Origin of the sequence: Labilibaculum sp., assembly GCF_041595635.1 — a bacterium.
Classification (GTDB): Bacteria; Bacteroidota; Bacteroidia; order Bacteroidales; family Marinifilaceae; genus Labilibaculum.
On record NZ_JBFHJW010000040.1, the window covers coordinates 14,360 to 39,868 of the forward strand.

At 35.1% G+C, this 25,509-nt stretch carries 23 protein-coding genes; 15 read left to right on the forward strand and 8 right to left on the reverse strand.

Features of this window, described 5'->3' with window-relative positions; all coding sequences use genetic code 11:
• Positions 1-28: 28 nt before the first annotated feature.
• Genes ABYT26_RS11870 through ABYT26_RS11880 form a run of 3 tightly spaced genes read right to left on the reverse strand, consistent with a single transcriptional unit; the run spans position 29 to position 2,431 of the window.
• Entirely contained in the window at positions 29-1,591 is a 1,563-nt protein-coding gene (locus tag ABYT26_RS11870) for a response regulator (RefSeq protein ID WP_372754136.1), read from the reverse strand.
• Between the two features lie 9 nt (positions 1,592-1,600).
• A complete protein-coding gene (locus ABYT26_RS11875; RefSeq protein ID WP_372754138.1) occupies positions 1,601-1,951 on the reverse strand; it encodes an STAS domain-containing protein in 351 nt (116 codons plus the stop codon).
• Positions 1,952-1,975: 24 nt separating this feature from the next.
• Complete coding sequence (locus tag ABYT26_RS11880; protein ID WP_372754140.1) at positions 1,976-2,431, reverse strand: Hpt domain-containing protein; 456 nt, start codon at positions 2,429-2,431, stop codon at positions 1,976-1,978.
• 339 nt (positions 2,432-2,770) lie between these two features.
• Between ABYT26_RS11880 and ABYT26_RS11885 the strand changes: the two genes are divergently transcribed.
• The 15 genes from ABYT26_RS11885 to buk all read left to right on the forward strand — a co-directional run bounded on the left by ABYT26_RS11885 (position 2,771) and on the right by buk (position 21,207).
• Positions 2,771-4,516, forward strand: coding sequence for a hypothetical protein (locus tag ABYT26_RS11885; protein ID WP_372754142.1), 1,746 nt, complete (start codon positions 2,771-2,773; stop codon positions 4,514-4,516).
• 152 nt (positions 4,517-4,668) lie between these two features.
• Positions 4,669-5,772 (forward strand): glycine cleavage system aminomethyltransferase GcvT, encoded by a 1,104-nt coding sequence (gcvT, locus tag ABYT26_RS11890; protein ID WP_372754144.1) that lies wholly within the window; start codon positions 4,669-4,671, stop codon positions 5,770-5,772.
• Positions 5,773-6,211: 439 nt separating this feature from the next.
• Positions 6,212-7,288 carry a 3-phosphoserine/phosphohydroxythreonine transaminase gene (gene serC / locus ABYT26_RS11895; RefSeq protein ID WP_372754146.1) on the forward strand — a complete coding sequence of 359 codons (1,077 nt, stop codon included), beginning with the start codon at positions 6,212-6,214 and terminating at the stop codon, positions 7,286-7,288.
• A gap of 144 nt (positions 7,289-7,432) precedes the next feature.
• Positions 7,433-8,356: a 3-phosphoglycerate dehydrogenase gene (locus ABYT26_RS11900; protein WP_372754148.1), complete on the forward strand. Its 924-nt coding sequence runs from the start codon at positions 7,433-7,435 to the stop codon at positions 8,354-8,356.
• A gap of 99 nt (positions 8,357-8,455) precedes the next feature.
• Positions 8,456-9,706, forward strand: coding sequence for a DUF1015 domain-containing protein (locus ABYT26_RS11905; protein WP_372754150.1), 1,251 nt, complete (start codon positions 8,456-8,458; stop codon positions 9,704-9,706).
• Positions 9,707-9,900: 194 nt separating this feature from the next.
• Complete coding sequence (locus ABYT26_RS11910) at positions 9,901-10,509, forward strand: TetR family transcriptional regulator (protein WP_372754152.1); 609 nt, start codon at positions 9,901-9,903, stop codon at positions 10,507-10,509.
• 13 nt (positions 10,510-10,522) lie between these two features.
• Positions 10,523-11,806, forward strand: a complete 1,284-nt coding sequence (locus ABYT26_RS11915; protein ID WP_372754154.1) for a TolC family protein — start codon at positions 10,523-10,525, stop codon at positions 11,804-11,806.
• A 21-nt stretch (positions 11,807-11,827) separates the two neighbouring features.
• Positions 11,828-12,718 (forward strand): HlyD family secretion protein, encoded by an 891-nt coding sequence (locus ABYT26_RS11920; RefSeq protein WP_372754156.1) that lies wholly within the window; start codon positions 11,828-11,830, stop codon positions 12,716-12,718.
• A gap of 3 nt (positions 12,719-12,721) precedes the next feature.
• Positions 12,722-13,648, forward strand: coding sequence for an ABC transporter ATP-binding protein (locus tag ABYT26_RS11925; protein WP_372754158.1), 927 nt, complete (start codon positions 12,722-12,724; stop codon positions 13,646-13,648).
• Positions 13,641-14,387, forward strand: coding sequence for an ABC transporter ATP-binding protein (locus tag ABYT26_RS11930; protein WP_372754160.1), 747 nt, complete (start codon positions 13,641-13,643; stop codon positions 14,385-14,387). The genes ABYT26_RS11925 and ABYT26_RS11930 overlap by 8 nt, the downstream gene beginning before the upstream one ends.
• Positions 14,388-14,405: 18 nt before the next feature.
• The gene (locus ABYT26_RS11935) at positions 14,406-15,512 is read left to right on the forward strand and encodes an ABC transporter permease (RefSeq protein ID WP_372754162.1); all 1,107 of its coding nucleotides are present in this window, start codon (positions 14,406-14,408) and stop codon (positions 15,510-15,512) included.
• 17 nt (positions 15,513-15,529) lie between these two features.
• Complete coding sequence (locus ABYT26_RS11940; RefSeq protein WP_372754164.1) at positions 15,530-16,648, forward strand: ABC transporter permease; 1,119 nt, start codon at positions 15,530-15,532, stop codon at positions 16,646-16,648.
• A 130-nt stretch (positions 16,649-16,778) separates the two neighbouring features.
• Positions 16,779-18,065, forward strand: coding sequence for an adenylate/guanylate cyclase domain-containing protein (locus tag ABYT26_RS11945; RefSeq protein WP_372754166.1), 1,287 nt, complete (start codon positions 16,779-16,781; stop codon positions 18,063-18,065).
• Positions 18,066-18,429: 364 nt separating this feature from the next.
• Complete coding sequence (locus ABYT26_RS11950; RefSeq protein WP_372754168.1) at positions 18,430-19,770, forward strand: serine hydrolase domain-containing protein; 1,341 nt, start codon at positions 18,430-18,432, stop codon at positions 19,768-19,770.
• A gap of 360 nt (positions 19,771-20,130) precedes the next feature.
• Positions 20,131-21,207, forward strand: coding sequence for a butyrate kinase (buk, locus tag ABYT26_RS11955; protein ID WP_372754170.1), 1,077 nt, complete (start codon positions 20,131-20,133; stop codon positions 21,205-21,207).
• Positions 21,208-21,662: 455 nt separating this feature from the next.
• Here the strand turns inward: buk and ABYT26_RS11960 are convergent, their stop codons facing one another.
• From ABYT26_RS11960 to ABYT26_RS11980, 5 genes are all read right to left on the reverse strand, one after another.
• Positions 21,663-21,887, reverse strand: a complete 225-nt coding sequence (locus ABYT26_RS11960) for a sulfatase/phosphatase domain-containing protein (protein ID WP_372754172.1) — start codon at positions 21,885-21,887, stop codon at positions 21,663-21,665.
• A 148-nt stretch (positions 21,888-22,035) separates the two neighbouring features.
• Positions 22,036-22,470: a sulfatase-like hydrolase/transferase gene (locus ABYT26_RS11965; RefSeq protein WP_372754174.1), complete on the reverse strand. Its 435-nt coding sequence runs from the start codon at positions 22,468-22,470 to the stop codon at positions 22,036-22,038.
• A gap of 240 nt (positions 22,471-22,710) precedes the next feature.
• On the reverse strand, positions 22,711-23,622 hold the full coding sequence (locus tag ABYT26_RS11970) for a helix-turn-helix domain-containing protein (RefSeq protein WP_372754176.1): 912 nt from the start codon (positions 23,620-23,622) through the stop codon (positions 22,711-22,713).
• Between the two features lies 1 nt (position 23,623).
• Positions 23,624-24,136, reverse strand: a complete 513-nt coding sequence (locus ABYT26_RS11975) for a hypothetical protein (protein WP_372754178.1) — start codon at positions 24,134-24,136, stop codon at positions 23,624-23,626.
• A 27-nt stretch (positions 24,137-24,163) separates the two neighbouring features.
• A complete protein-coding gene (locus ABYT26_RS11980; RefSeq protein WP_372754180.1) occupies positions 24,164-25,114 on the reverse strand; it encodes an SDR family oxidoreductase in 951 nt (316 codons plus the stop codon).
• Between the last annotated feature and the right edge of the window lie 395 nt (positions 25,115-25,509).

Genomic DNA, 25,509 nt, shown 5'->3' on the forward strand with positions numbered 1-25,509 from the left:
AAACTATGCAGAAAAAGGAACTTTTAGATTAATTTCTTTGAAGTAAAAGTAGGGTGCGATCGTCATCAAATTTTGAAACATTGTAAGTATGCGTCAGTTCCCATTCAATATCTTTGGGTAGAATGATTTCTTTTTCTTTGTTACCATCAAGAATGTAAAACATAGCTTCATCACCAATCATTTCGCCATTTTTGTCGTTTATAGCTTCGGTGTATCCATCGGTATAAAATAGTAGTTTATCACCTTTGTTAAATTCCTGAATTAGACTCTGGTATTTTCCATCTTTTACAACTCCCAATAGTGTTCCTACAATATTTAGTTGTGAAATTGTTTTTTCAACTCCGTTATAATAGAAAGGACGCAAAGCGCCAGCTGAAGCAATACTAATTTGATTAGAAGTGGTGCAAACGGATATGATATTTAAGGTGGTGAATACCTCGGCTAATTGAATGTCTTTGAAAAGATATTCATTGATGATATCTAGAAATTTACCAGGCGATTCAACAAAGTCAAGCTCTTGTCGGTTGATGAAAAAGTTAATAGTACTTCGGATATAGGCAATATAGGCAGGAACAAAGAACCAGGCATCCCATTTTTTTCCCATCACATCGCCCAAAACAATTATTTTCCTGTTCTGATCTACATCAATAATTTCATAGTAGTCGCCTCCAGGTAATTTGTCGTAAGGTTCGTTTAATATCTGAATGTTGAAATCTTGTATGGTATCCTGAAATTCATTTTCGAAACGAATTGGAGATCTTTTTGCTGCCGAGTTAAGTGCGTTTAGGTACTTATTTTTAAGATCAGATTCTCGTTGTATAATGGAATTGATTTGGTGAATAAGAATTTTTGGATTTAGATCTTTAAAAAGTAAATTACTGATTTTATACTGCAAAAATTTCTCCAGTTGATCCATGTCATCAGACTTGCTAATGAGCATGTTTAGTGGTATGTGACTCGAAACAACCTCGGTGATTTTATTCAAAATTTCCAGTGCCCAATCAGCTTTGTCGTCTATGATAATACCCCAAGTGTTAGTGTCTTGAAGTGCCATGAAAAAATCAGAGCCTGTATAAACACTTGTAATATTTGTTTTGAGGTATTTCCTGGGAAGAGGGAAAGGTTTCTTTCTATTTGCACAATAAATAAGATTGCCTTTTTCGTAGCTAATGTTGTCTTTTCTTGATCCGTCAAGAATGTCTTTTCTTAGGTTTGCCTTTTTTAAATGAGAATTTATTTTCGAAATGAAAATCTTTTGTTTGATTGGTTTTGTGATGAAATCATCAGCACCATCATTTAAATTTTTAATCCAGGTTTCTTCTTTGGTGTTTTCCGATAGGAAAATAAAAGGCGTGTGCCGATATTCTGGTGTTTGACGTAGTCTTTTAACAAGTTCATTGCCATCCATTAATGGCATGTTTAAATCTGATATAATTAAATCGAAATGTTGGCTCTTCGATTTGTCAATAGCTTCTTTTCCATTTTTTGCAAGAGTAGTTTGGTATCCTAAGCCTTTTAGAGAAAACTCAATAAACTTAAGAATTACTATGTCGTCGTCAACAACTAGTATACTCGGCGAGGCTTTGGGCATAAAATCAAACTATTCTTTTGACAAAAAGCTATTTACACAGGTGGCTTGATCTTGAAAAATATCAAAAATAGAATCCAATTGCATCAATTCTATGAGTTCCATAACTTCATGATTAATATTACAAAGCTTGATAGAACTTTTGTGTTCTTTTGAAGTTTTAAGAGCAGATAGAAGAGCCCCAAAGCCAGAGCTGTCAATAAAATTAATTTTTTCTAAATCAATAACCAATTGGGTTTTAGATTGACTAAGAATTTCATTCATTTTCTCTTTAGCAATATTTGCATTAAGAGCATACAAACGATCAGTATCACCTAATTTCATTATGGTGATAGTGTTTACATGTTTAGTCTCTATATTCATAGTTGTAGGATAATGTATTCGTAATTAAAGTTGGTCCATATCTTTTTTTAGTTCTTTAATAGCTATAGGACAATGAGCTAAAAATTGCTCAACTAATTTGGGGATTATAGCTAGTTTGATGTCGTTGGTGCTTTCGTTTTTTACATTCAACCAATTCTTCTCATCTTTAAGACTAAATTCAATCCCATTTTCTTTTTTTGTCTGTAGTTCAAACTTGAGATTTCCTTTGGAAAAATGTTCCAATTGCTCTAGACATTTTCCTGTAGTTTCCATTCCCAATGTTCTAACCGATGATTTTGCCTTGTGGGCAATTGCTCCTAATTCCTGCCAATCCCGGGCTTTATAATGAGATGATATTTCGTTTTCAAATTCAGGAATTTGTTCCAAAAAAATATCTATCATTTCAACAATAATACCGTTATCGTTTCCCGACATCTCCTTTAAATAGGATAAATCAGTAATTTTTTCATCTTGAATCATTTGGTTGAGATGTCTACTTAGATTTAACTTCTATTTATTTTCCGCAATAAATTCAACCATTTTTATCGATGAAAAATCATACGAAATAGTAAATAATATGAGATTTATTGCATATGCAATAATACTAATTTATTTTCAAATTACCTATTGCTTATGCTATTCCCTTAGTGCTTTAAATCCTTGCGTTTAACAGAGATTTGTTTATTATAATTATTTTAAGTTTGAATCTGCGAACAATTAATAAATGCGATTAAACTCAACAAAATATTTTTTCTTTCGTAATATTTGGTTAAATGGTTAAAATGGAATTTTACTATACATTAACTAACTTATTATAATATGATTGGGAAGTTTACTCTTACTGTTTTTTTATTCGTGTTATTAATTTCTGGTAATACCTTGGGACAGGATTTATTAGCTGTAAAAAAAACGGAGTTTGTGGTAGGTGAACCTTCACAAAAACAAGCATTCGAGAAAGTGAAAGAAGCAAGTGCTCTTTATGAAAAAGGATTAGGATATGTAGTACAGAGTTTATCTCTTTTTTTAGGTGCATTTGAAGTAAACGATGCCAATGCTGAGTTGAATTATAATATTGGCTTGTGCTATTTGATAGCAGGTCCGCGAGCTGAAGCATTGCCTTACCTTCTTTCTGCTCAATCTCTTCGTCCTAATTTGAGTGAGGATATTCATTTTTTGATTGCTTTGGCTTACAAATACCAGTATAATTTTGCCAAGGCTATTGTTCACTTTAAAATGAATAAAGAACTAATCAAATCTAGTTATCATAAAGAACAAAACGAGCTTTTGTCCATTTGCGATAAGCACATTCAGGAATGTCTAAATGCTCGATTTTTACTCGAGAACATGAGTGGGCCGAAAGTTGTTATGCTCGAAGGAAGTGTTAATTCAGAATTTGATGAATTTAATCCACAAATTATTGATAAAAATCTGTTCTTTAGTTCCCGACGCGGAATGAATGGGGAGAATCGATCGCCTGAGGATCAAAAATATTTTGAAAATCTGTTTAAATCTTCTAAAGAAGAGCAATTGTGGAGTCATGTGAAGAAAGAAGAGAATAATCTTGGTGGAAATGTCAATTATACATTACTAACTCAAGCTGCTGATAATCAGTTTGTATTTTACAATAGTAAGTCTGGATTTGGTGATTTGTTTTGGGCTAAAATAGTCAAAGGCAAATGGACGATCGACAAAGAACTTAAATTTATTAACAGTAACTATTCGCGGGAGAGTTCAGCAAGTATTCCTAAATCGGGAGATGAAATCTATTTTGTGAGCGATCGAAAAGAAGGATTTGGTGAGTGTGATATCTACTATAGCACGAGAATTTCCAAATCAAAATGGTCAGAGCCCATGAATATAGGTGGTGATATTAACACAGAATATGACGAGGGAGATGTATTTATTAGTCCAGATGGTAATAAATTATTTTTTAGTTCAAAGGGACACAACAGTATGGGAGGATATGATATTTTCTATTGCGAGCGTGAGGTAGACGGAGCATGGGGTAATCCTCGAAATATGGGTTTCCCACTTAATAGTGTCGATAACGATATCACTTATAGGGAAGATGAGGGAGGTGTATTTTATTTTGCATCCGACCGAAGTGGAGGAAAAGGAGGTTTTGATATTTATAGGGAAAAAGAGATTGAAACCATAAAAAAAGAGTCTACTCTCGCACAAGAACCAAGCGTTGAAGAAATTCAGGAATCGGAAATTGAAGTTTCCAGGAGCATTGAAATTGTAAGTGCCAAAAATGATACTATCAAACTTAGTGCAAGCCCTATAAAACAAAAATTGGTTGAGGAAGATTTTGTTTATCGAGTGCAAATTGCTGCCAGTAGAAAAAAAATGGATTCAATGGATATTTACAAACGATACAAAGGACAAGGTGTTGTCGAACATCTGTTTGTAGAAAATTGGCATAAATATACTATTGGTCGGTTTTTAACATTTAAAGAAGCAGCCAAGTATAGAGACAATTGCGGAGTGAAGGACGCCTTTGTGGTCCTATTTAAAGGAGGCATCCGATTGGGCATAGCAAGAAGACCTTTTGCGCTAAACTAATTCTCTGGTGCAAACGGTATCTGAGAAAAATTTCTACATTTGCAAAGCAAACACAAACATAATTTAATAACTTTTTTCTCAGGTAAATCATTAGAGGAAATATTAATGTTTATAGAATTTTCTCAAGATTCTGCCTTAAAATACGTAAACAAATGAAAAGAACTGTTTTCACTAGCTTTCATGAAGAATTGAGTGCTAAAATGGCACCATTTGCTGGCTACAATATGCCGATTGAATATACAGGTATTAAAGACGAGCACCTTTGTGTTCGAGAGAAGTTAGGCGTTTTTGATGTTTCTCATATGGGGGAATTTTGGGTAAAAGGTCCAAAAGCTTTTGGTCTGGTACAACAACTTACAACAAATGACGTAGCAGCACTTTCTGATGGGAAAGTTCAATATAGTTGTTTTCCGAATGGAAAAGGTGGTATTGTTGATGATTTATTGGTGTATCGAGTGGATAGTGAGACTTATTTGTTAGTTGTGAATGCTGCAAATATTGAAAAAGATTGGAATTGGTGTGTAAAAAATGCCGAGGAAATGGGTTTGAAAGTGGGCACTGAACTTTACAATGCTTCTGATGAAATTTGTCAGTTGGCAGTGCAAGGACCACTCGCATTAAAGGCAATGCAAAAAATAGTTGATCGCCCTATTGAAAACATGGAATATTACACTTTTCAAAAAGTGAATATTGCAGGAATCGAAAATGCAATTTTCTCAACTACAGGTTACACTGGTTCCGGAGGATGTGAAATTTATGTGTCAAATGAAGATGGAGCTAAACTTTGGAAAGCCGTTTTGGAGGCAGGAAAAGAGTTCGGAATTCAACCCATCGGATTGGCCGCTCGCGATACTTTGCGTTTGGAAGTAGGTTTCTGTTTGTACGGAAATGATATTGATGATGAGCATTCTCCTATTGAAGCAGGTTTAGGCTGGATTACCAAATTTGTAGATGGAAATGATTTTATTGATCGTGAGTTTTTCGAAAAGCAAAAACAAGAGAAACCAAAGCGTAGATTAAAAGGCTTTGAATTGATTGAAAGAGGAATCCCTCGTCATGGTTATAAAATTGAAGATGCCGAAGGAAATGAGATTGGTGAAGTTACTTCTGGAACCATGGCGCCAATGGTAGGTAAAGCAATAGGACTAGGCTATGTGAAAGAAGGTTTTTATAAGTTGGATACAGAGATTTATATTCGTGTTAGAAATAAGGCTATTAAAGCTAAAATCACAAAAATTCCTTTCTACAAAGGATAATTGCGTTTTATATTCAGATAGGAAATTGGCAGATGCATATAGATGTATCTGCTTTTTTTGTCTTTAATCCTGAGATTGAGGAGTAATTTGCAACATAAATTCTTATCTTTGGCGAGGTTTAAATGGTTGGGAATTTAAATTGAAAAATTTAAATTTTTATGACTAAAATTCTATTCACAAAAATTATTCATAAGGGTTCATATGTTTGACCGAAAATGAATAAACACCAATTTGTAATAGAATTTATACCTAATAATTTCTGAGGGTTAATTTTCTGTTTTTCAGAACGTAAATATTAATCTATACGAAGGGGGATAAGATGTTGAATTATTTGTTTTAAAATACACATTTTAACAGGTAAAATCATCTTAGAATAAATTTTTATTTGCAAATTTGCCTCAGGATATGGAATAATACAAAAATTTAAAACGTTTGAAAAATGAAAGTACACAACTTTTCTGCAGGACCATCAATTCTTCCCGATTTTACAGTTGAGAAAACAGCTGAAGCGATTAAAAATTTTGCTGGAACAGGTCTCTCTGTAATGGAAGTATCTCACCGTAGCAAGGAATTTGTTGCTGTAATGGACGAGGCAATTGCTTTGTTTAAGGAATTATTAAGTATTCCTGAGGGATATTCAGTTTTATTTCTTGGTGGTGGTGCATCCACTCAGTTTTGCATGGTTCCTTACAACCTAATGGCTAAGAAAGCAGCTTATTTAAATACTGGAGCTTGGGCTAATAAGGCTCAGAAAGAGGCTAATCTTTTTGGAGAAGTGGTAGAAGTAGCTTCATCTAAAGAGACCGTTTACAACTACATTCCTAAAGGATACAAAATTCCTGCAGATGCGGATTATCTTCACATTACAACAAACAATACCATTTATGGTACCGAAATCAAAGAAGATTTAGACGTGAATATTCCTTTGGTGGCTGATATGTCGTCTGATATTTTCTCTCGTCCAGTTGATGTTTCTAAGTATGCATTAATTTATGGTGGTGCACAAAAGAACCTTGCTCCAGCAGGTGTTACTTTCGTGATTGTAAAAGACGAAATTTTGGGTAAAGTAGATCGCCAAATCCCAACAATGCTCGATTACAGAACACATATTAAGGGAGGATCAATGTTTAATACTCCTCCAGTTGTTCCTGTTTTTGCAGCTTTGCAAACATTAAAATGGATTAAAGCTCAGGGTGGAGTCGTTGCCATGAAAAAAAGGAACGATGAAAAGGCTGCCATTCTTTACAACGAAATTGACAGCAATCCAATGTTCCAGGGAACGGTAATTAATCAAGAGGATCGTTCAATAATGAATGTATGTTTTGTGATGACAGAGCAATATAAGGAATTAGAAAAAGATTTCTTAGAATTTGCTACGTCTAAGGGAATGTCTGGAATTAAAGGTCACCGTTCTGTTGGTGGTTTCCGAGCATCTATTTACAATGCTTTGCCAAAAGAAAGTGTACAGGCATTAGTCGACTGCATGAAAGAATTCAAAAACGTTCACGTTAAATAACACTATAAATAAACAGGAATTGGAAAATCTAGTTCCTGTTTTTTTCATTCACGGTACGAGGAACTCCTAAACTAGTCTTTCGGATTATTTTGATTTGGCTGGGAATGACTATTTATCTTTTTCATAATTCAAATATCAAATAAAATGACAAAAGTATTAATTGCAACCGATAAACCTTTTGCATCTGCTGCTGTGGATAGTATCAGAACTGTTGTTGAAGGTGCAGGTTACGAATTGGTTTTGTTGGAATCTTATACTGATAAAGCAGATTTAATAGCCGCAGTAGCTGATGTTGAGGCTATGATTATTCGTAGCGATAAAGCAACACGTGAAGTGATTGAAGCTGCGAAAAAATTGAAAGTAATTGTTCGCGCTGGTGCTGGATACGATAATATTGACCTTGAAGCTTGTACCGAAAAAGGAATTGTTGCCATGAACACTCCAGGACAGAATTCAAATGCTGTTGCTGAATTGGTGTTTGGAATGATGATTTTCTTAGCACGAAATACTTACAATGGTACTGCCGGAGTAGAAATACGAGGTAAGAAAATTGGTATTCATGCCTATGGAAACGTAGGACGTTACGTAGGAGCAATTGCAAAAGGTTTTGGAATGGATGTTTATGCTTTCGATCCATTTGTTGCGAAAGAAGCGATTGAAGCCGATGGCGTAAAAGTTTTAGGTTCAGTAGAAGAGTTGTACAGCACTTGTAACTATGTTTCTCTGCACATTCCTGCTAACGATAAAACCAAAAAGTCGATCAATTTCGATCTGTTGAATAAAATGCCTAAAGGAGCTGTTCTTGTGAATACCGCCCGTAAAGAGGTGATTGATGAAGAAGGTTTGGTTAAGTTGATGGAAGCACGTAAAGACTTTGTGTATATTTCTGATATTGCTCCTGATTGTAAGGATGAAATTGCTGCTAAATTTGAAGGTAGATTCTTCTTTACACCAAAGAAAATGGGTGCCCAAACTGCAGAGGCTAATATTAATGCTGGTATTGCTGGAGCTACTCAAATCGTAAACTACATCGAAAAAGGAGACGAGACATTTAGAGTGAATAAATAAACAAAAAGGATAAATGAGGAATGTGATTGTGAATTTTACTCAGGATCACATTTCCTTATTTTTAACATAAATAACAAACACAACTTAAACACAATCACGATGGCTATTTTAAAACCTTTTAAGGGCTTGCGTCCGCCTAAAGAAATTTCAAAAAAATTAGCATGCTTGCCTTATGATGTGATGAATTCAGAGGAAGCAGCCGAAATGGCAGAGGGTAAGGATTGCTCTTTACTTCACATAACTCGTGCCGAAATCGATTGCGTTCCTGGCACGGATGTCCATTCGAAAGAAGTATATGAAAAATCGGTGGCTAATTTTAAAATGTTTCAGGAAAAGGGATGGTTGGTTCAAGACGAAGAGGCTAAATTTTATATCTATGCTCAAACCATGGATGGCAGAACTCAATATGGAATTGTTGCCAATGCAGCTTGTCAGGATTATAAAAATGGCGTTATTAAAAAGCATGAACTAACTCGTCCAGACAAAGAGGAAGATCGAATGATTTTGACCCGTTATGTGAAAGCTAATTTAGAACCTGTATTTTTTTCATACAAAGCTGTTCCTGAAATTGATGCTATTGTTGCTAAAATTGTACAAAGTGAGGAGGCAGAATACGATTTTATAGCTGAGGATGGTTTTGGTCACCACTTTTGGCCTGTAAACAATACTGAAACCAATAAGGAGTTGGAAAATTTATTTGCAAACAAAGTGCCAGTAACCTATGTGGCCGATGGCCATCATCGTACAGCTGCAGCAGCTCGAATTGGTGATGAATTTGCTGCTAAAAATCCAAATCATACAGGTGATGAGGAGTACAACTATTTTATGGCTGTTCATTTTCCTGACGATCAATTAGCAATTATCGATTACAATCGTGTAGTAAAAGATTTGAATGGATTGACTGAAGCTGAGTTTTTAGATAAGTTGAAAGAGTGTTTTTCTGTTGAGTGCATGGGAGAGGAAATCTATAAACCAGTTAAATTGCACGAATTTTCAATGTATTTGGACGGTAAATGGTACAAACTGAATGCAAAAGAAGGAACTTACGATGATAAAGATCCCATTGGTGTATTGGATGTAACTATTTTATCGAATCATGTATTGAATGATTTGTTAAGTGTGGAAGATCTTCGCACAACAACTCGTGTTGAGTTTGTGGGGGGGATTCGAGGATTGGATGAATTAAAAAAACGTGTAGATAGTGGAGCTATGAAAGTTGCTTTTGCATTGTATGCGGTATCTATGCAGCAATTAATTGATATTGCAGATACTGGAAATATTATGCCTCCAAAAACAACTTGGTTCGAGCCTAAGCTTCGTTCTGGTTTGTTAATTCACAAGCTAGACTAACAAATCGTAAAGTATATTTGAAAAGGATGCCAATTGGTATCCTTTTTTTATGCTAATTTTAACCACTTGGTTAAAATTTTAGGATATTTATTTTGCATTTCAATAAAATGAAATACTTTTGTATTAACCAAACGGTTAAACCGAATGGTTATTTTTTAAAAGTAGGATTAACCGAATGGTTAAAAAGAATGAAAATGGAAAATAAATCACAGGAAACTCAAGAGAATATTTTAGTTGCAGCACGTACTGTTTTTGCTCGTAAAGGATTTGCTGGAGCTAGAATGCAGGAAATTGCAGATAGTGCTGGAATAAACAAGGCCTTATTGCACTACTATTATAAAAGTAAAGAAAAGCTATTCGAACAGGTATTTGAGGAAGCTTTTGTGAAGATCATGAGGCCTCTTGCTTCATTTTTTTCGGATGATTTAGAATTGTTTCAAAAGATTCGAAACATCTGTCATGTTTACCAGAAAGTGTTACTTGAATATCCTTTTTTGCCAAATTTCATACTGAATGAGGTAACGTCAGATCCTTCACGAATCCTGAATATAATGAGTAAGGAAGATGTGTTGGAGGCAAAGAATAAAACTGTGAAGCAGATTAATGAGGCAGTTCAGTCTGGAAAAATACGAGCTATTGATCCTCAGGAATTGATCTTAAACATCGTGAGTTTATCTGTTTTTCCTTTTGTAGCTCGGCCTATTGCTGAGGAGTTACTATTTAAAGATGTTGATATGGATGAGTTACTTAACTCAAGAGCCGATCGTGTTGCCGATTTTGTAATTCAATCAATTAAAATTTAATTTTTGTAAGAATATGAATTTAGGAGTTAGAAAATGCAAGTTTTCCCTTTTGTTGGTTTTCCTGTTTGTTTTTACAACAGCATGGTCGCAGCAAGAGGAGCTTAGCATCGAACAATGTCAGAACGAAGTTCAGGCAAACTTTCCTTTAATAAAAGGGAAAAAAATGTTGCAAGAGTCTTCAAATTTGAGTGTAGAGAATTTGAAAGTATCCTATTTGCCTCAATTATATGCAAATGGAAAATTCAGTTATCAGTCGGATGTAAGTGGAATTAGTCTTTCGGGAATGGATATTCCAACAATTCCTAAAGATCAATATTCTCTTAATTTGGACGTAGAGCAATTGATTTACGATGGAGGAAAAACTAAAAATAGGGTAGACGTCGAAAAAAAGAATTCAGAAGTTGCCATCAAGGATTTGGAGATTCAGATGTATCAGCTAAGAGAAAGAGTTGATGCGGCATTTTTTGGAATTCAACTGGTTCGTAAAAATAAATTGGTGATTTTAGATAAGAAAAAAACAATTTCTAAACGTTTGTTTCAAATTCAATCAGCAGTAGAAAACGGATTGGTTTTAGCAGCAAATTTGAATGTTCTAAAAGCTGAATTACTTCTAATAGATCAGCAGATTCAGGAATTGGATTCTTATGAAGCATCTTCATTTTCTGCCTTATCCCAGTTAATGGGAAGAAGAATAAGTAAGGATGCAAAACTAAAAATGACAAATTACTCCGAGAAGGAAACATTGGCAAATGGTGAGAGAATTAGACCAGAGTATCAATTTTATTCTAGTCAGAAATCCTTATTGGATGCTCAAAATGATTTGTTGAAAAAAGATCGTTACCCTGTAATTTCTGCTTTTGGAGAGTTGGGTTATGGAAATCCGGGTTATAATTTATATAACGATGGTTTTGATAGCTACTATATGATTGGAGCTAAACTATCTTGGAATATTTTCGATTGGAAATCAAATCAGCGAAAGCAAACACAAATCTCCATTCAAAAAAATTTGGTGGATACCAAAGAGTTGAGTTTTACACAGAACAGATTGATTGAATTAGAGAAGGAATCTGCTCAGATTAATAAGTTTAGAGTTTTACTGCAAAAAGACGAAGCAATTATTGATTTACAGGAACAAATTAGTCGAAGTTCTGCTTCGCAATTGGACAATGGCGTAATTACTTCAAGTGATTATTTGGATGATCTGAATAAAGAAATTCAGGCAAAATTGAATAAGGAATATCATGCCATTCAATTGCAGCAGTCTTTTGCCAACTATGAAAGAATAAAAGGAATTTAACAGTTTTTAAATAGATTAGAAATGAAATTAAACACAATAATAGGAATTAGTTTTGCCATGATTTTTGGCTTTTCAGCCTGCAATCAGAATGGAGAAGAATCGGATGCTTACGGGAATTTTGAAGCGACAGACTACATGATTTCTGCCGAGAATAGTGGCAAAATATTGACCTTAGATTTGGATGAAGGAGATGTTTTTACAGCTAAAAAACAGGTTGGAATCATTGATACCCTTCAGTTATTTCTGCAAAAAGAACAATTGAAAGCACAAAAAAGTGCTATTGCTTCGGGTGTACAGAATATTCTCTCGCGAATTGATGTTTATCAAGAGCAACTTTCCATCCTGCAAAAGGACAAAAATAGAATTGATAAAATGTTTGCCGATGGGGCAGCTACCAGCAAAGAACTAGACGATATCAATGGAAATGTTTTAGTGGTTCAGAAACAAATTCAATCGGTGAAAACCGAAAATGCAAAAGTGTTAGGCGAGTTAGAAAATATAAAACGCAAACTTGACGCAGTAAACGATTTAATTGCGAAAAGTAAAATTTTTGTGCCTGAAGCTGCAACGGTTTTAGAGAAATATCATGAAGCTTACGAAATGGTTAATGCGGGAACGCCTTTGTTTAAATTGGCCGATTTAAGAAGTTTGGATTTACGTGTGTATATCAGTGGAGATCAACTTCCATCAGTTAAAATTGGTCAGGAAGTGACAGTTCTCATTGATAAAAATAAAACCGAAAATCAAACTCTTACCGGAAAAATAAGTTGGATTTCGTCGCAATCGGAATTTACTCCTAAAATTATTCAGACGAAAAAAGAGCGAGTTAAATTGGTTTATGCCGTTAAGGTGAAAGTGAAAAACGATGGGCACCTTAAAATTGGAATGCCTGGCGAAATTAGATTCAAATAGGATATGGAATCGAAAATTAGCATTACCAATCTGTCAAAATCCTACGGCGATGTACAGGCGCTTCAGAAGGTCAATCTTGATATAGAATCGGGAGAATTGTTTGGATTGATTGGTCCCGATGGTGCAGGAAAAACCACTCTTTTTCGTTTGTTGGCAACATTATTATTGCCCGATGAAGGTTCGGCTAAATTGTGTGGGGTAGATAATGTTTCCGACTATAAAAAAGTTAGAGGAATGTTGGGATACATGCCTGGAAAATTTTCTCTTTATCAGGATTTGAGTGTGATTGAAAACCTGGAATTTTTTGCCACAGTTTTCAACACCAAAATCGAAGATAATATGGATATGATTCGAGACATTTGGGTACAAATAGAACCTTTTAAGCATCGTTTAGCAGGAAAATTATCTGGTGGAATGAAACAAAAGCTAGCTCTGTGCTGTGCGCTTATTCATCAGCCTAAAATTTTATTGTTAGATGAGCCAACAACGGGTGTTGATTCGGTTTCGAGAAGTGAGTTTTGGCAGATGCTAAAGGGCTTAAAGAAGAGAGGAATTACCATTGTGGTTGCTACTCCTTATATGGATGAAGCCAATATGTGCGAGCGGGTTGCCTTAATTCAGGATGGTAAAATTTTGCAAGTGAATTCCCCAGCTGAGATTGTTGACCAATTTGGACAAGAGTTGTATTCCATAAAGTGTAAGGATAACTATCAAACTTTGCTTGATTTACGAGAATTTGAACATACAAATTCGGTTTTTCTTTTCGGACAAAGTTTGCACTATACCGATTTGCGAAAGGAAGCCGATGTGGAAGGTGTAGTAAGTTATCTGGAAAAAAAAGGCAGAGAAAATATTCTAATGGAAAAAATTCGACCAGGAATTGAGGATTGTTTTATGGCTGTAAGTACAAAATCGGAGGAAGATGAATAGCAATAAAAAGGTGATCAGCGTTAAAAACATGTATAAAAAATTTGGCAGTTTTGTGGCTAACGATGATTTGACATTTGAAGTATCGAAAGGAGAAATTTTTGGTTTTTTAGGTGCCAACGGAGCGGGTAAAACTACGGCAATAAAAATACTTTGTGGCTTATCCTATCCAACTTCGGGAGAAATAAATGTTGCCGGATTTGATGTATACACACAAAGGGAATCAGTAAAAAGAAGCATTGGTTATATGAGTCAGAAATTCTCTTTGTACGAGGATTTGACTGTTTTTGAGAACATTCGATTTTATGGAGGAATTTACGGTTTGTCGAAAGTGGAAATTCATTCAAAAGCTGATGAATTACTGAATAAGCTCGATTTACAGCATGCCAGAAACAAGAGAATTAGTGCATTGCCATTGGGCTGGAAACAGAAATTGGCTTTTTCGGTGGCTATTATTCATAATCCGGAAATTGTATTTCTCGATGAACCAACCGGAGGTGTTGATCCGTTAACACGAAGACAATTTTGGGATTTAATTTACGATGCTGCACGATCGGGAATAACGGTATTTGTAACCACTCACTACATGGATGAGGCAGAATATTGCGACCGTGTTTCCATTATGGTGGATGGGAAAATAGAGGCGCTCGACACACCTGAAATGTTGAAAAAACAATTTGATGTTGCTGATATGGATCAGGTATTTTTGAGCTTGGCTCGACATGCAACAAATATTGAATAAGAATATAAAGAAAAACAGATGAATCGATTTATCGGATTTTTAAAAAAAGAGTTCTATCATATTTTTCGGGATAAGCGTTCCATGCTGATTCTGTTTGGAATGCCTATTGTACAAATTTTACTTTTCGGATATGTAATCAATACCGATCTTCGAGATGTTAAAATGGCTGTTTTAGATCATTCTAAAGATGATTATTCAGCAAAAATCATCCAAAAAATAACATCATCGGGCTACTTTACATTGAAGCAAAATTTAAAGTCAATAGACGAAGCTGATGCTGTTTTTCAAAAAGGAGATGTGAAACTCATTTTGGTTTTTGAACCCGAATTTGGAAAAAATTTGATCAAAAATAATAAGGCAAATATTCAAATATTAACTGATGCTTCGGACCCGAATATTGCCAATTTAGAGGTGAATTACTTGCAGGGAATACTTCAAAACTACAATGTTGAAATAAATGCTGGAAAAAGTAAATCCTTTTCAGTTCAAGCAAAAACTCGCATGTATTTTAATTCAAATCTGGAGAGTGTTTTTATGTTTATTCCGGGAATTATGGCAACAATACTAATGCTTGTTTCTGCCATGATGACTTCCATATCCATAGCAAGAGAAAAAGAATTGGGAACCATGGAGATATTATTGGTTTCGCCTTTAAATCCACTTCAGATTATTTTGGGGAAAGTGGCGCCTTATCTAGCCTTATCGTTTATAAATGCTCTGGTAATTGTGGGAATGGGATATTTCGTTTTTGGAGTGCCTGTGTTGGGGAGTTTTGCTTTGCTGATGGCCGAAAGTATTTTATTCATTTTTCTGGCTTTATCTATTGGCATTTTTATATCAACTATTGCTAAAAATCAACAGGTAGCCATGATGATTTCTATGTTTGTTTTAATGTTACCCACAATTATTCTTTCCGGATTCATTTTCCCAATACGGAACATGCCGCTACCATTGCAGTTGGTAAGTGATATTATTCCGCCTAAATGGTTCATTGTGATATTAAAAAATATCATGCTGAAAGGTGTGGGAATGCAATATGTGTGGAAAGAAACCTTGATTTTAATTCTTATGACCATCGGTTTTATCGGCCTTAGCCTAAAAAAATTTAAAACACGATTGGAGTAATATCAAAAGACAAAATTATGCGAGTGTTAAAATATTTATTACAGAAAGAATTTTTGCAAATTTTTCGGAACAAAGGTATGCTACCGATTATATTTGTTATGCCCATTATTCAACTTTGCGTATTGTCTTTTGCGGCAACTTACGATATGAAAAATACGAATCTGTATGTTATAGATAAGGATCTATCAAGTCATTCTCGTGAGTTAGTTTCCAAATTTAGCGGATCTCCATTTTTTACGGTTAAGGAAATAGGATTTTCGGAGGCAGAGGCAGAAAAAGATTTGTTTAAAGATCGTATAGATGCTATACTAGTTTTTGATGAAGATTTTGGGAAATCAATTGACGAAAAAACACAGGCATCGCTTCAGGTGTTGGTAAATGCCATTAATGCCAGTTCGGCCGGCTTATATAATGCTTATATATCCTCGGTAATTAAGGATTATAGTCAGACTGTTGTTCCAGATTTTAAATCCATTTCGAAACCGAACTCTTTATCGTCAGTGCAATCTACTTATTCGCATCAATACAATCCTGAAATGAAGTATATTCCTTATATGTTACCAGGGATACTTGTTTTATTGGTTACTGTGGTGGCCTTGTTTTTATCAGCAATGAATGTGGTTCGCGAAAAAGAGATTGGAACTATTGAGCAAATAAATGTTACACCCATAAAAAAATCGCAATTTTTAATGGCCAAATTAATTCCTTTTCTAGTGATTGGGTTTTTCGAATTAGGACTTGGTTTGTTAATTGCTGTTTATGGTTTTCAAATTCCATTTTTAGGTTCTGTTTGGCTTATTTATTTGGTTGCTTTTGTGTATTTGTTAGTGATTTTAGGCTTTGGCTTATTTATTTCGACCCAAACCGATACGCAGCAGCAAGCTATGTTTATTGCCTGGTTTTTTATGGTTATATTTTTACTGATGAGCGGCTTGTTTACGCCAATTGAAAGTATGCCCGAATGGGGACAAAAACTTAATCTATTGAACCCAATTGCTTATTTTATTCGAATCATTAGAATGATTATGCTGAAGGGATCTGGTTTTTGGGATGTGGCAAAAGATATTTCAGTTCTTTGCTTTTATTCACTTGTAGTTCTTGGGCTGGCAGTGAATCGGTATCGAAAAGTGGCTTAATCAGGAAATACTATGCGAAAGTCGATTGATACATGCTCTGATTAACCGATAAATAAGCACCATTCACCGATCTTACTTTCTTGCTTTTTAAAAATGAGCTTATTTTGGCGTAAATACTAACAAGAATTTCATGTTTTCCCGATATCATATATTTAACGAGCTTTTGCACCCTGAATTTTTAAAAATTGAAAAAAAACGGGTAGGAATCATTTTGCTTATTTTTGTGCTTAGTACTTTGGTGATTCCAATTTTGCATTATTTGGTACCTGATTTATTACGTGAGAAATTAAACAATCGGGAATTTGTTTGGGTTGTATTTTTTTGGTGGATTTTATTCTTTGTTTTTGAAATTTTTGCTTTCATTCGAATTACTTGGTCTATTAAAAAGGGATATTCTATTTCAAAACGAATGCTAAATATCAATTTATTATTGGAGTTTGGATTGCCAACAATTGTATTGTATAATATTGTGAAGTATGATAACTCTTTATTGGTATTGGAATATGACGGACTAACTTTCTACTTTTTGCTTTTAATGTTGTCGGCTATGCATCTTAATTTTAAGATATCCTTAGGAGCAGGAATTTTAGCTTGTCTGGGTTATTTTGGAGTTTCTTATTGGGGAATACAGTTTCTCAAATTTGCAGGTGATGTAGATCAAATGATTGAAATTTATGCCATGAGAAGTGTTGGTTTGTTGTCGGCAGGAATCATTGCAGGAATTGTTGCTGATGAAATTCGAAAACGAGTGAACAATTTGTTAAAAGCCAAAGATGATCAGAATGAAATGGAATCTCTTTTGGGGCAGCAACTCTCTACTCATGTTGCCAGAGAATTAATTGTGCATAAAAACGATAAGATAGGACAAAAGGTGATGGGTTCTGTTATGTTTCTGGATATTCGTGATTTTACAAGCATGGCCGATCATCAAAGTCCTGAAGAAACAATAGCGTTTCAGAATGCAATATTCGATCCTTTAATTCGAATTGTTGATAAAAATAATGGAATTATCCATCAAATATTAGGTGATGGTTTTATGGCTTCATTTGGCGTAGCGGTTCAAAATCCTAATCATGCAGAGGATGCCTATCGAGCAGGAATTCAGATTGTTGATGTGATAAATCATTGCAGAAGGGAGTTGAACGGAGATAAAACTCGAGTAGGTATCGGTTTGCATTGTGGTGAGCTTATTACTGGTAATATTGGAAATGAGATCAGAAAACAATTTTCGATTGCTGGTAAGAATGTAATTATGGCATCCCGTATAGAACAGCTTAACAAGCAGTTTAATTCTCAGTTTTTAGTGAGCAAGCCAATTGTTGATCGTTTAAATGAGACTAGTAATTCTCTATTGAATTTGGGAAAGATAAAGTTAAAAGGAATCGATGAGAAGATTGAGGTTTTTAAAGTGAGCTAGTTTTATGTTATAGATTTTGATTGCACCAAGCTTTAGTTGTCTTTTTGCTGTAATTGTATTCTTGCTTTTTTAGTAATCTTTAGCTCATTTTTCTTAAATATGCTCTCCTGTTTCCATTTTGCTGGATCAAAAAAAATATTTTTTATTTCATAGTTTCGGATCAACAATAGTTTATTAATGACTAAAAGTGTTATATTTGAGACTAATCTTGTTATTTTTATTATTTATAAATAACTACTAATTTAGAATGGTAATACGAAAAAATATAAACATTTTTGTAGCTGAATCAGTAGAACGAATACTGGCTTGTTATTAGAATGAGTTGTGTAGTTGGATTATAACAGGTTGAATTAATTAATATTGAATGATTATACGCAGATTTGTATCGGTAATTATTATTATAGCTCTGGTTGTTCTCGACCAGACTTTTAGTTTCTCAAAGTTAGAAACTCCCTCTGTTCCTTTTGATAACAGCATTAAAGCTGTGTCTCATCGCATTTCAAATAAACTTTCTGAATCAGAACAAACCCAAAAGGCCGATTATATTTTAAATCGTTTTTTAAAAAAATGGGAAGTAGCCGGAGCAACGGTTGCGATTGTAAAAGATGGTAAATTGGTTTATGCAAAAGGCTATGGTTATGCTAATGTTGAAGATGAAAAAGGAGTGGAGCCATCCAATCTTTTTAGGATTGCAAGTGTATCTAAGCTAATTACCGCAACTGCAATTATGAAATTGCAAGAGGAGGGAAAATTGCATTTGGATGATTTTGTTTTTGGAGAACATGGAATTTTAAATGATACAATTTATTCTCATATTAAAGATTCGCGGAGCAAAAGAATAAAAGTTGAGCATTTACTTCGTCATTCTGCCGGATATACCAGTAAATATGGTGATCCTATGTTTGTACCATTAGCTATCGCTAAAAAAATGAATGTAGAAGCTCCTATCGATGCTCAAACAAGTATACAATTTGCTTTGTCCAGAAGATTAAATTTTACACCAGGAACTCGTGGTTCTTATTCTAATCTTGGTTACGTGATTCTAGAGAAGGTTATCGAGAAATTAGCCGAAGAACCTTATGAGGATTACGTTCAATCTCACGTTTTACATCCCTCTGGAATTTTCGATATGCATTTGGGGCGAAGTTTACAAAAGGACCATTTTACCAATGAGGTGAATTACTACGAACAATCCAATGCTGTAAAGATCTCAGCATTTGATGGATCTGGGAAAACTGTTTTTAAAAGCAATGGAGGTAATAATTTAGAGGCATTGGGCGGCGCTGGTGCTTGGGTGGCTTCGGCTGCTGAACTTATTAAATTCATGCTGTCTATTGATGGTGATGATACTCATCCAGATATTCTTTCAAGAAAGAGCATTAAATACATGACTACCCCCAATAAGTTGGGACGAAGTCCTATCGGTTGGATGGGAACTCGAGCCAATGGAACCTGGTGGAGAACAGGAAGTTTGGCGGGAACTTCGGCCCTTTTAAAGCATCAGGCAAACGGGCTAAGTTATGTTATTATTACCAATAGTTCTACTTGGCGAGGATCTGATTTTACCAAAGATTTAAGCTTGGTTATGAGTCGATTCATACGATCAGTTAAACAATGGCCCGATCATGATTTGTTTTACCATTTCGAAGCTCGTCCGGAAATAATTGCTCTCGACAAATTACCAATTTATGAAGATTGGAGCTAGTACTCTGCGAGTTTTTACTGTTTAAACTTCTGTCCCTTTCCATATTGGTGGATCTCATTATTTTCAATTCAGCCAAAGCTGTTTTAGTAGAATGAGTTTGCGTCCTACTACATTTACTTCTACCTTAAGTATTTATTTGGTCATAGTGATGATAAAATAGTCAATTCCAAGCTTACTTGTTTATCGATTAAGTAGGGTTTTAATATCAGATTATTATTAAAAATGATATTTAATGGATAAATTGAAGTAAAAATCAGCAAAATGCTATAGAATTCTAATCTAGATTGATATTTTTGCAAATAGATTGAAATTAATTAGAAACCAAGAAGCACAAGCTTACACTCAAACAACACCTAGCACATGGAAACCCGCAGAATTTTAGCAATAAATCCAGGTTCAACATCTACTAAAATAGCAGTATACCAAGGGGATAAGTCGGTATTTTTAAAAAATATTAAACATTCAAATGAGGAGTTAGCTCAGTTTGAAAATATATCGGATCAATTCGAGTTTCGTAAAAATATCATTATGAAAGAGTTGGTTGATGCTGAAATTGAAATTAACTTTATTGAGGCTGTCGTAGGGCGTGGTGGTTTGGTAAAACCGATTGAATCTGGTGTTTATTCTGTAAACGATCGCTTAAAAGAGGATTTAAAAATAGGAGTATTAGGACAGCATGCTAGTAACCTAGGAGGGTTAATTGCAGATAATATTGCTCAAACACTGCCGCGGGCAAAAGCTTATATTGCAGATCCTGTAGTGGTCGATGAAATGATTGATGTTGCAAGAGTTTCAGGACATCCTGAGTTTGAAAGAGTATCTATTTTTCATGCCTTAAATCAAAAAGCTATTGGTCGAGCATTTGCTCATTCAATTGATAAAAAATACGAAGATATTAATATCATTGTTGCTCACTTAGGAGGAGGAATTTCTGTTGGTGCCCACCGAAAAGGTAGAGTTATTGACGTAAACAATGCTTTAGACGGCGAAGGACCTTTTTCTCCTGAAAGATCGGGAACATTACCCTCTGGTGCACTAGCTAAGCTTTGTTTTAGCGGACTTTGCACTCTTGATGATGTGAAGAAAATGATTAAAGGAGAAGGTGGATTGGTTGCTCATTTAGGAACCAATGATGCCTACGAAGTAGAACAAAAAGCCAAAGCCGGCGATGCCAAAGCCAAATTGATTCAGGATGCAATGTCTTATCAAATTGCTAAATTTATTGGGGAAATGGCAACAGTTCTTAAAGGTGATGTGGATGGTATTCTATTAACTGGAGGTATTGCTCATAATCCAGATTTAGTAAGTTATGTGAAAGAAATGGTATCATTTATTGCTCCAGTGCTGGTATATCCTGGCGAGGATGAAATGAAATCTCTTGCTTTAAATGGATATATGGTTCTTCGAGGAGAAGTTGAAGTTCGGGAATATAGTTAGGAACTTTAAAAATTAAAATGTACTTGAAATAAGTTGACAGTTTCAGGCTGTCAATTTTTCTTTGCAGTTGCTTCCTCCTGTTGGAGGAAGGCTGATTGTTCGTTACGGTATATTCTTTCAAAAATTAGCGATTAGACTTAACGGATTGAATAGGGTGCGTTTGGTATTTAATTACTCCAAACCTTTAACTTACTTGTATTTTTATTAATTGATAACATCCTCAATTATAGTGCTATTTGTTAAATGTACTATGTGTTTTGTAAGGGCTTGTTGTTCATCTCATCTATTAATATTCGCAGAATCAAGTTTTGTATCTAATTTCAGTCTATTCTGATTAATTGTTGAGTCAGTTTTTAATCGGCTTTGATAATTCAAAAAACCCTAACTCCTAAATTGTTTTTATTTTTGGCGATGATTGTTTTGATTTTAATTTAAAGTAGGAGCGAAGCCTAATTTTATAGGGAGACATAATCATCCCCTTGTTCTTTCATCCATTTCTGAATAGCACTTTTCAGCTCGTTTATTTTGGTGTTGAATTCTGGATTATTTGCGAGGTTATTCATTTCTTCAGGATCATTATTCAAGTCAAACAATTGAAATTCGAGGCGTTTTCTATATCGTTGTACCAAATCATTTGCCGTTTTATCATTGCCCGCTTTTGCAAGCCACGATAGATACATTATAAAATCAACGGTTTTTTCGGTGTAAAGAGTGGTAAGCTCATCCTGATCTTTAAGATTGGTGATATGGTTTCATATCCTTCAATTAAGGGTACTTTCCTTTTCCTTTGTTTTCGGGTAATCTTTCTCCAGTAAAGTCAGAATGTGGTCACATGTGGTTTGAATAGGGTAATCCTAAAAACTCATCGAAGCCATGTTGCAATGGGAGAAACTCTTTTTGCCAGCCTAAGTGCCATTTCCCAACACATCCTGTTGCGTAACCTTGATCATGAAACATTTCTGCAATGGTATATTCTTTGGCATTAAGTCCAACTTTTTGGTAAGGGAATAGTGCTCTTGAAATGCCAATTCTATTGGGATAGCAGCCCGTTAAAAGTCCAGCACGAGAAGCGCTGCAAACTGGCTGAGCCGCATAGAAATTGGTGAAACGCATTCCTTTACTTGCTAAATTGTCTATGTTTGGTGTTTCAAAACCTGTTGCTCTATAGCTTCCAACATCTCCGTATCCTTCGTCGTCGATAAAGACTACTATTACATTTGGTTTTTTTGTATCTTCTTTTAGATTGTAAGAACAACTTGCCAATTAAGTCGCTAGTAGTATAATAATATACTTACTCATGTTTTAAAAAATTTATTATCGATTTATATAATTTCTCATTTCAATAGCAATTCAAAGATCTGGCGGTGGTCAAACTCCCTATTCATGATTCAAAATATTACCAAATATGCAGGTTTATTTTGGATAATAGTTTAGGTTTTGAGTGAGAGCTTCTCCGCTAAATTTAAGGTATATTGGTTGTTACTCTATTCTCTTCAGTTTTTTTTAGTTCATTCTATATTTTTCTCTGTACTCTGTTGGGCTAATGCCTTCTTTCTTTTTAAATAATCTTGAGAAATAGGGCGGGTATTCAAAGCCTAATTCGTAAGCAACTTCAGCGATGGTTTTGTTGGGGTTTAATAATATATTCTTGGCCTCATCAATCAAATACAGTTGCAAATGCTCAGTAGATGTTTTGCCCGTTTCTTTTTTCAGCGTATCGCTTAGGTAGCGCTGCGAAACCGACAGACTTTCCGCAATTTGCTCAATGCTGGGAATTCCTTTTTCCTGTACTTGCCCCGAATTAAAATAATCAGCTAACTGCTTATTAAACTGCTCCAACAAATCATTGGAAAGCTCTTTTCGGTTGAAGAACTGTCTTTCGTAAAAGCGATTGGCATATTTAAAAAGCGTGCTTAATTGTGAAATAATGATGTCTTTGCTAAACTCATCCTGGTTGTTTTGATACTCTATGTCGATGCTTTCCACAATGGCTTCAATCTGCTTTTCCTCTTTGGGCGAAAGGTGCAGGGCTTCATTGGCCGAATATGAAAAGAATCCATATTTCTTAATCTGATGCGCCAAATCAGTTCCTTTCAGAAAATCTTCATGAAAGTTGATCGAAAAGCCCTTTTGCTCAAAAACTACGCTGCTATCCCACTGCAGTACCTGTTTTGGAGCGATGAAAAATAGAGCACCATTGGTAAAATCATACTTGGTTCGTCCGTAGGTTAAATTGCCCTTGACTATTTTCTTAAAGCTAATGGTGTAGCAATCGTTGGTAATGGGTGGTGAGCTCTCTTTCGGGCACGGCAAAAAACCATCGCCTATGGTCGTAAAAACACTAAACATAGGGTGTTCTGGGCGCGGAAGTTCCAAATAATCTAAGTATGCCGATAAGGTTTTAAAATGCTGCATCTTATTTTCTGATTTCGTTTTCTACGGATAACAATTGTTTCTGGTATGCATCCATCCTGGCGTGTGCCGTGCCGTCAATCAACAAAATAACCACCAACATGGCAATGCATGTAATCATACTTGCGCGCCAGATGGGTGCGTTGACAAATAAGATGACAAGGGCACAAGCTGCAATGATTAAAGGGATAGCTGTGAAAACAATGTTTTGATATTCCTTTAAAGTGCTTTGGGCCCGTTCAAGTTCCGATGCTACAAAGGCCAAAGCATCCCTATGGTAATCCTTTTCAAATTGTTCAATTCTTGATTTATTGGTAAAAAATAATCCAAGCCCAATAATCAACAATAATGCACCTGCCACTAGGGTAGGAATGATGTAGGCTTTGGCTATGTCGGTTTTTCCCAATTGCCAAAACCCTATACTTGCGACCATAAAAACCACTCCGAACAGAATGAAGAAGGGAGTTGAAAAAAGTTCGGCTTTAGCCCAATCTGTAGCTGCTTTTAATATATCCATGATTTTATTTTTTTAGGATTCTCAAATTTATAGATTCCACTCCAAACCTGTTGCTTTTTCTGATAAATTCCAAAGCTTCTCCATTGCAGGTTTATCTTTTGCATGTGGTTCTAATTTACATTCGCCAACAGGACCAGTCCAATAATTTCGTCCTGTAGGACCATAAAAACCTGCTTGATCAAGATTTGGTTCTGTAGCACACATTAATTCTGGATACGAACCTTTTTCAGCTGATTGTACTATAGGGGACAATTTCATCAGTTGCCAAATGAAGCGTGTCATTAAACTAGCGCTGGTTTTGATCAGTGATGTTCTGGAAGCCCCTGGATGACATGCGTACACTTTTACGTCAGTTTTGTCAGCCTTTTTCAGGCGGTTTTGCAATTCGTAAACACACATAATCTGCGCCAATTTGCTTTGGCTGTATACACCATTAGGATTGTAGTTGTTATCCCAATTCATATTCTTAAACTGTATGGTTTTAAGGCCTAAATTGTAACCCATACTTCCTACAATCACAATACGCCCTTTTGATTCTTCAATTCGAGGGTATAGTAGAGCTTGCAGTAAAAAGTTACCATAGTGGTTTACACCAAGCTGACTTTCAAACCCATCAACGGTAAACGTTTGTTTTGGCACTTGAGCAATGGCAGCGTTACAGATAAGTGCATCGATTTGAGAAACTGTTTTAAGAATCTCTTCTGCTGCTTTTTTCACAGAAGCTTGTTCTGCCAAGTCCATATGTATATTAGATACAGCTATATCATTACCCAGCTTTTGTTTCAAAGCTGCGATGCTTCCTTCTGATTTTTTCGTGTTACGATTGAGCATCACCACTTTTGCTCCCTTTGATAATAGTATTTTTGCTGCTTCAAATCCTGTACCACTTGTTGTACCTGTTATAAGGTATGTTTTACCTTTTAAAGACCCGATTCGCTCTGGTGTCCACCCTTGTTTTCCAAATTTACTTGTACTCATCTTTCCTTATTTTTTGTTATTTAAAAGAATAAGACAAAGGTCAGTATAATGATGCGTAGAGTTCTTATACGCAATTTCGAATGATGTATACTTTTTGGTTTTACTTGATGACAAGAGTTTCAATATTGGGGCTTTGGTGTGTTGAAATACCAAGCTAGCAAACCGTTATATTTATTCTTAAAATGTTATTAAGCCCAAATATAGCATATTCCGTCTAATGATTTGTACACTTTGTGTATGCCTTGAATGGTAAATTAGTAAAAGTTCGAGTTATAATGTTAAGTATTTTAGATGAAAGTAAAGAGTTTGCCGGACTCGTGTGAATTAGGTTGATTGCTGGAAGTCTTAGTATGTGGTCTTGCCTTTTGGGGTGAGTCAACCAGTAAAAGTCATAA

Coding starts and splice junctions, on each gene's coding strand:
- gcvT (WP_372754144.1), top strand. CDS start 4,669: ATGAAAAGAACTGTTTTCACTAGCTTTCATGAAGAATTGAGTGCTAAA.
- ABYT26_RS11950 (WP_372754168.1), top strand. CDS start 18,430: ATGATTATACGCAGATTTGTATCGGTAATTATTATTATAGCTCTGGTT.
- ABYT26_RS11915 (WP_372754154.1), top strand. CDS start 10,523: ATGAATTTAGGAGTTAGAAAATGCAAGTTTTCCCTTTTGTTGGTTTTC.
- ABYT26_RS11910 (WP_372754152.1), top strand. CDS start 9,901: ATGGAAAATAAATCACAGGAAACTCAAGAGAATATTTTAGTTGCAGCA.
- ABYT26_RS11920 (WP_372754156.1), top strand. CDS start 11,828: ATGAAATTAAACACAATAATAGGAATTAGTTTTGCCATGATTTTTGGC.
- ABYT26_RS11945 (WP_372754166.1), top strand. CDS start 16,779: ATGTTTTCCCGATATCATATATTTAACGAGCTTTTGCACCCTGAATTT.
- ABYT26_RS11905 (WP_372754150.1), top strand. CDS start 8,456: ATGGCTATTTTAAAACCTTTTAAGGGCTTGCGTCCGCCTAAAGAAATT.
- ABYT26_RS11875 (WP_372754138.1), bottom strand. CDS start 1,951: ATGAATATAGAGACTAAACATGTAAACACTATCACCATAATGAAATTA.
- ABYT26_RS11935 (WP_372754162.1), top strand. CDS start 14,406: ATGAATCGATTTATCGGATTTTTAAAAAAAGAGTTCTATCATATTTTT.
- ABYT26_RS11960 (WP_372754172.1), bottom strand. CDS start 21,887: ATGTATCTATCGTGGCTTGCAAAAGCGGGCAATGATAAAACGGCAAAT.
- ABYT26_RS11900 (WP_372754148.1), top strand. CDS start 7,433: ATGACAAAAGTATTAATTGCAACCGATAAACCTTTTGCATCTGCTGCT.
- ABYT26_RS11980 (WP_372754180.1), bottom strand. CDS start 25,114: ATGAGTACAAGTAAATTTGGAAAACAAGGGTGGACACCAGAGCGAATC.
- ABYT26_RS11940 (WP_372754164.1), top strand. CDS start 15,530: ATGCGAGTGTTAAAATATTTATTACAGAAAGAATTTTTGCAAATTTTT.
- ABYT26_RS11975 (WP_372754178.1), bottom strand. CDS start 24,136: ATGGATATATTAAAAGCAGCTACAGATTGGGCTAAAGCCGAACTTTTT.
- ABYT26_RS11970 (WP_372754176.1), bottom strand. CDS start 23,622: ATGCAGCATTTTAAAACCTTATCGGCATACTTAGATTATTTGGAACTT.
- serC (WP_372754146.1), top strand. CDS start 6,212: ATGAAAGTACACAACTTTTCTGCAGGACCATCAATTCTTCCCGATTTT.
- ABYT26_RS11930 (WP_372754160.1), top strand. CDS start 13,641: ATGAATAGCAATAAAAAGGTGATCAGCGTTAAAAACATGTATAAAAAA.
- ABYT26_RS11880 (WP_372754140.1), bottom strand. CDS start 2,431: ATGATTCAAGATGAAAAAATTACTGATTTATCCTATTTAAAGGAGATG.
- buk (WP_372754170.1), top strand. CDS start 20,131: ATGGAAACCCGCAGAATTTTAGCAATAAATCCAGGTTCAACATCTACT.
- ABYT26_RS11870 (WP_372754136.1), bottom strand. CDS start 1,591: ATGCCCAAAGCCTCGCCGAGTATACTAGTTGTTGACGACGACATAGTA.
- ABYT26_RS11885 (WP_372754142.1), top strand. CDS start 2,771: ATGATTGGGAAGTTTACTCTTACTGTTTTTTTATTCGTGTTATTAATT.
- ABYT26_RS11925 (WP_372754158.1), top strand. CDS start 12,722: ATGGAATCGAAAATTAGCATTACCAATCTGTCAAAATCCTACGGCGAT.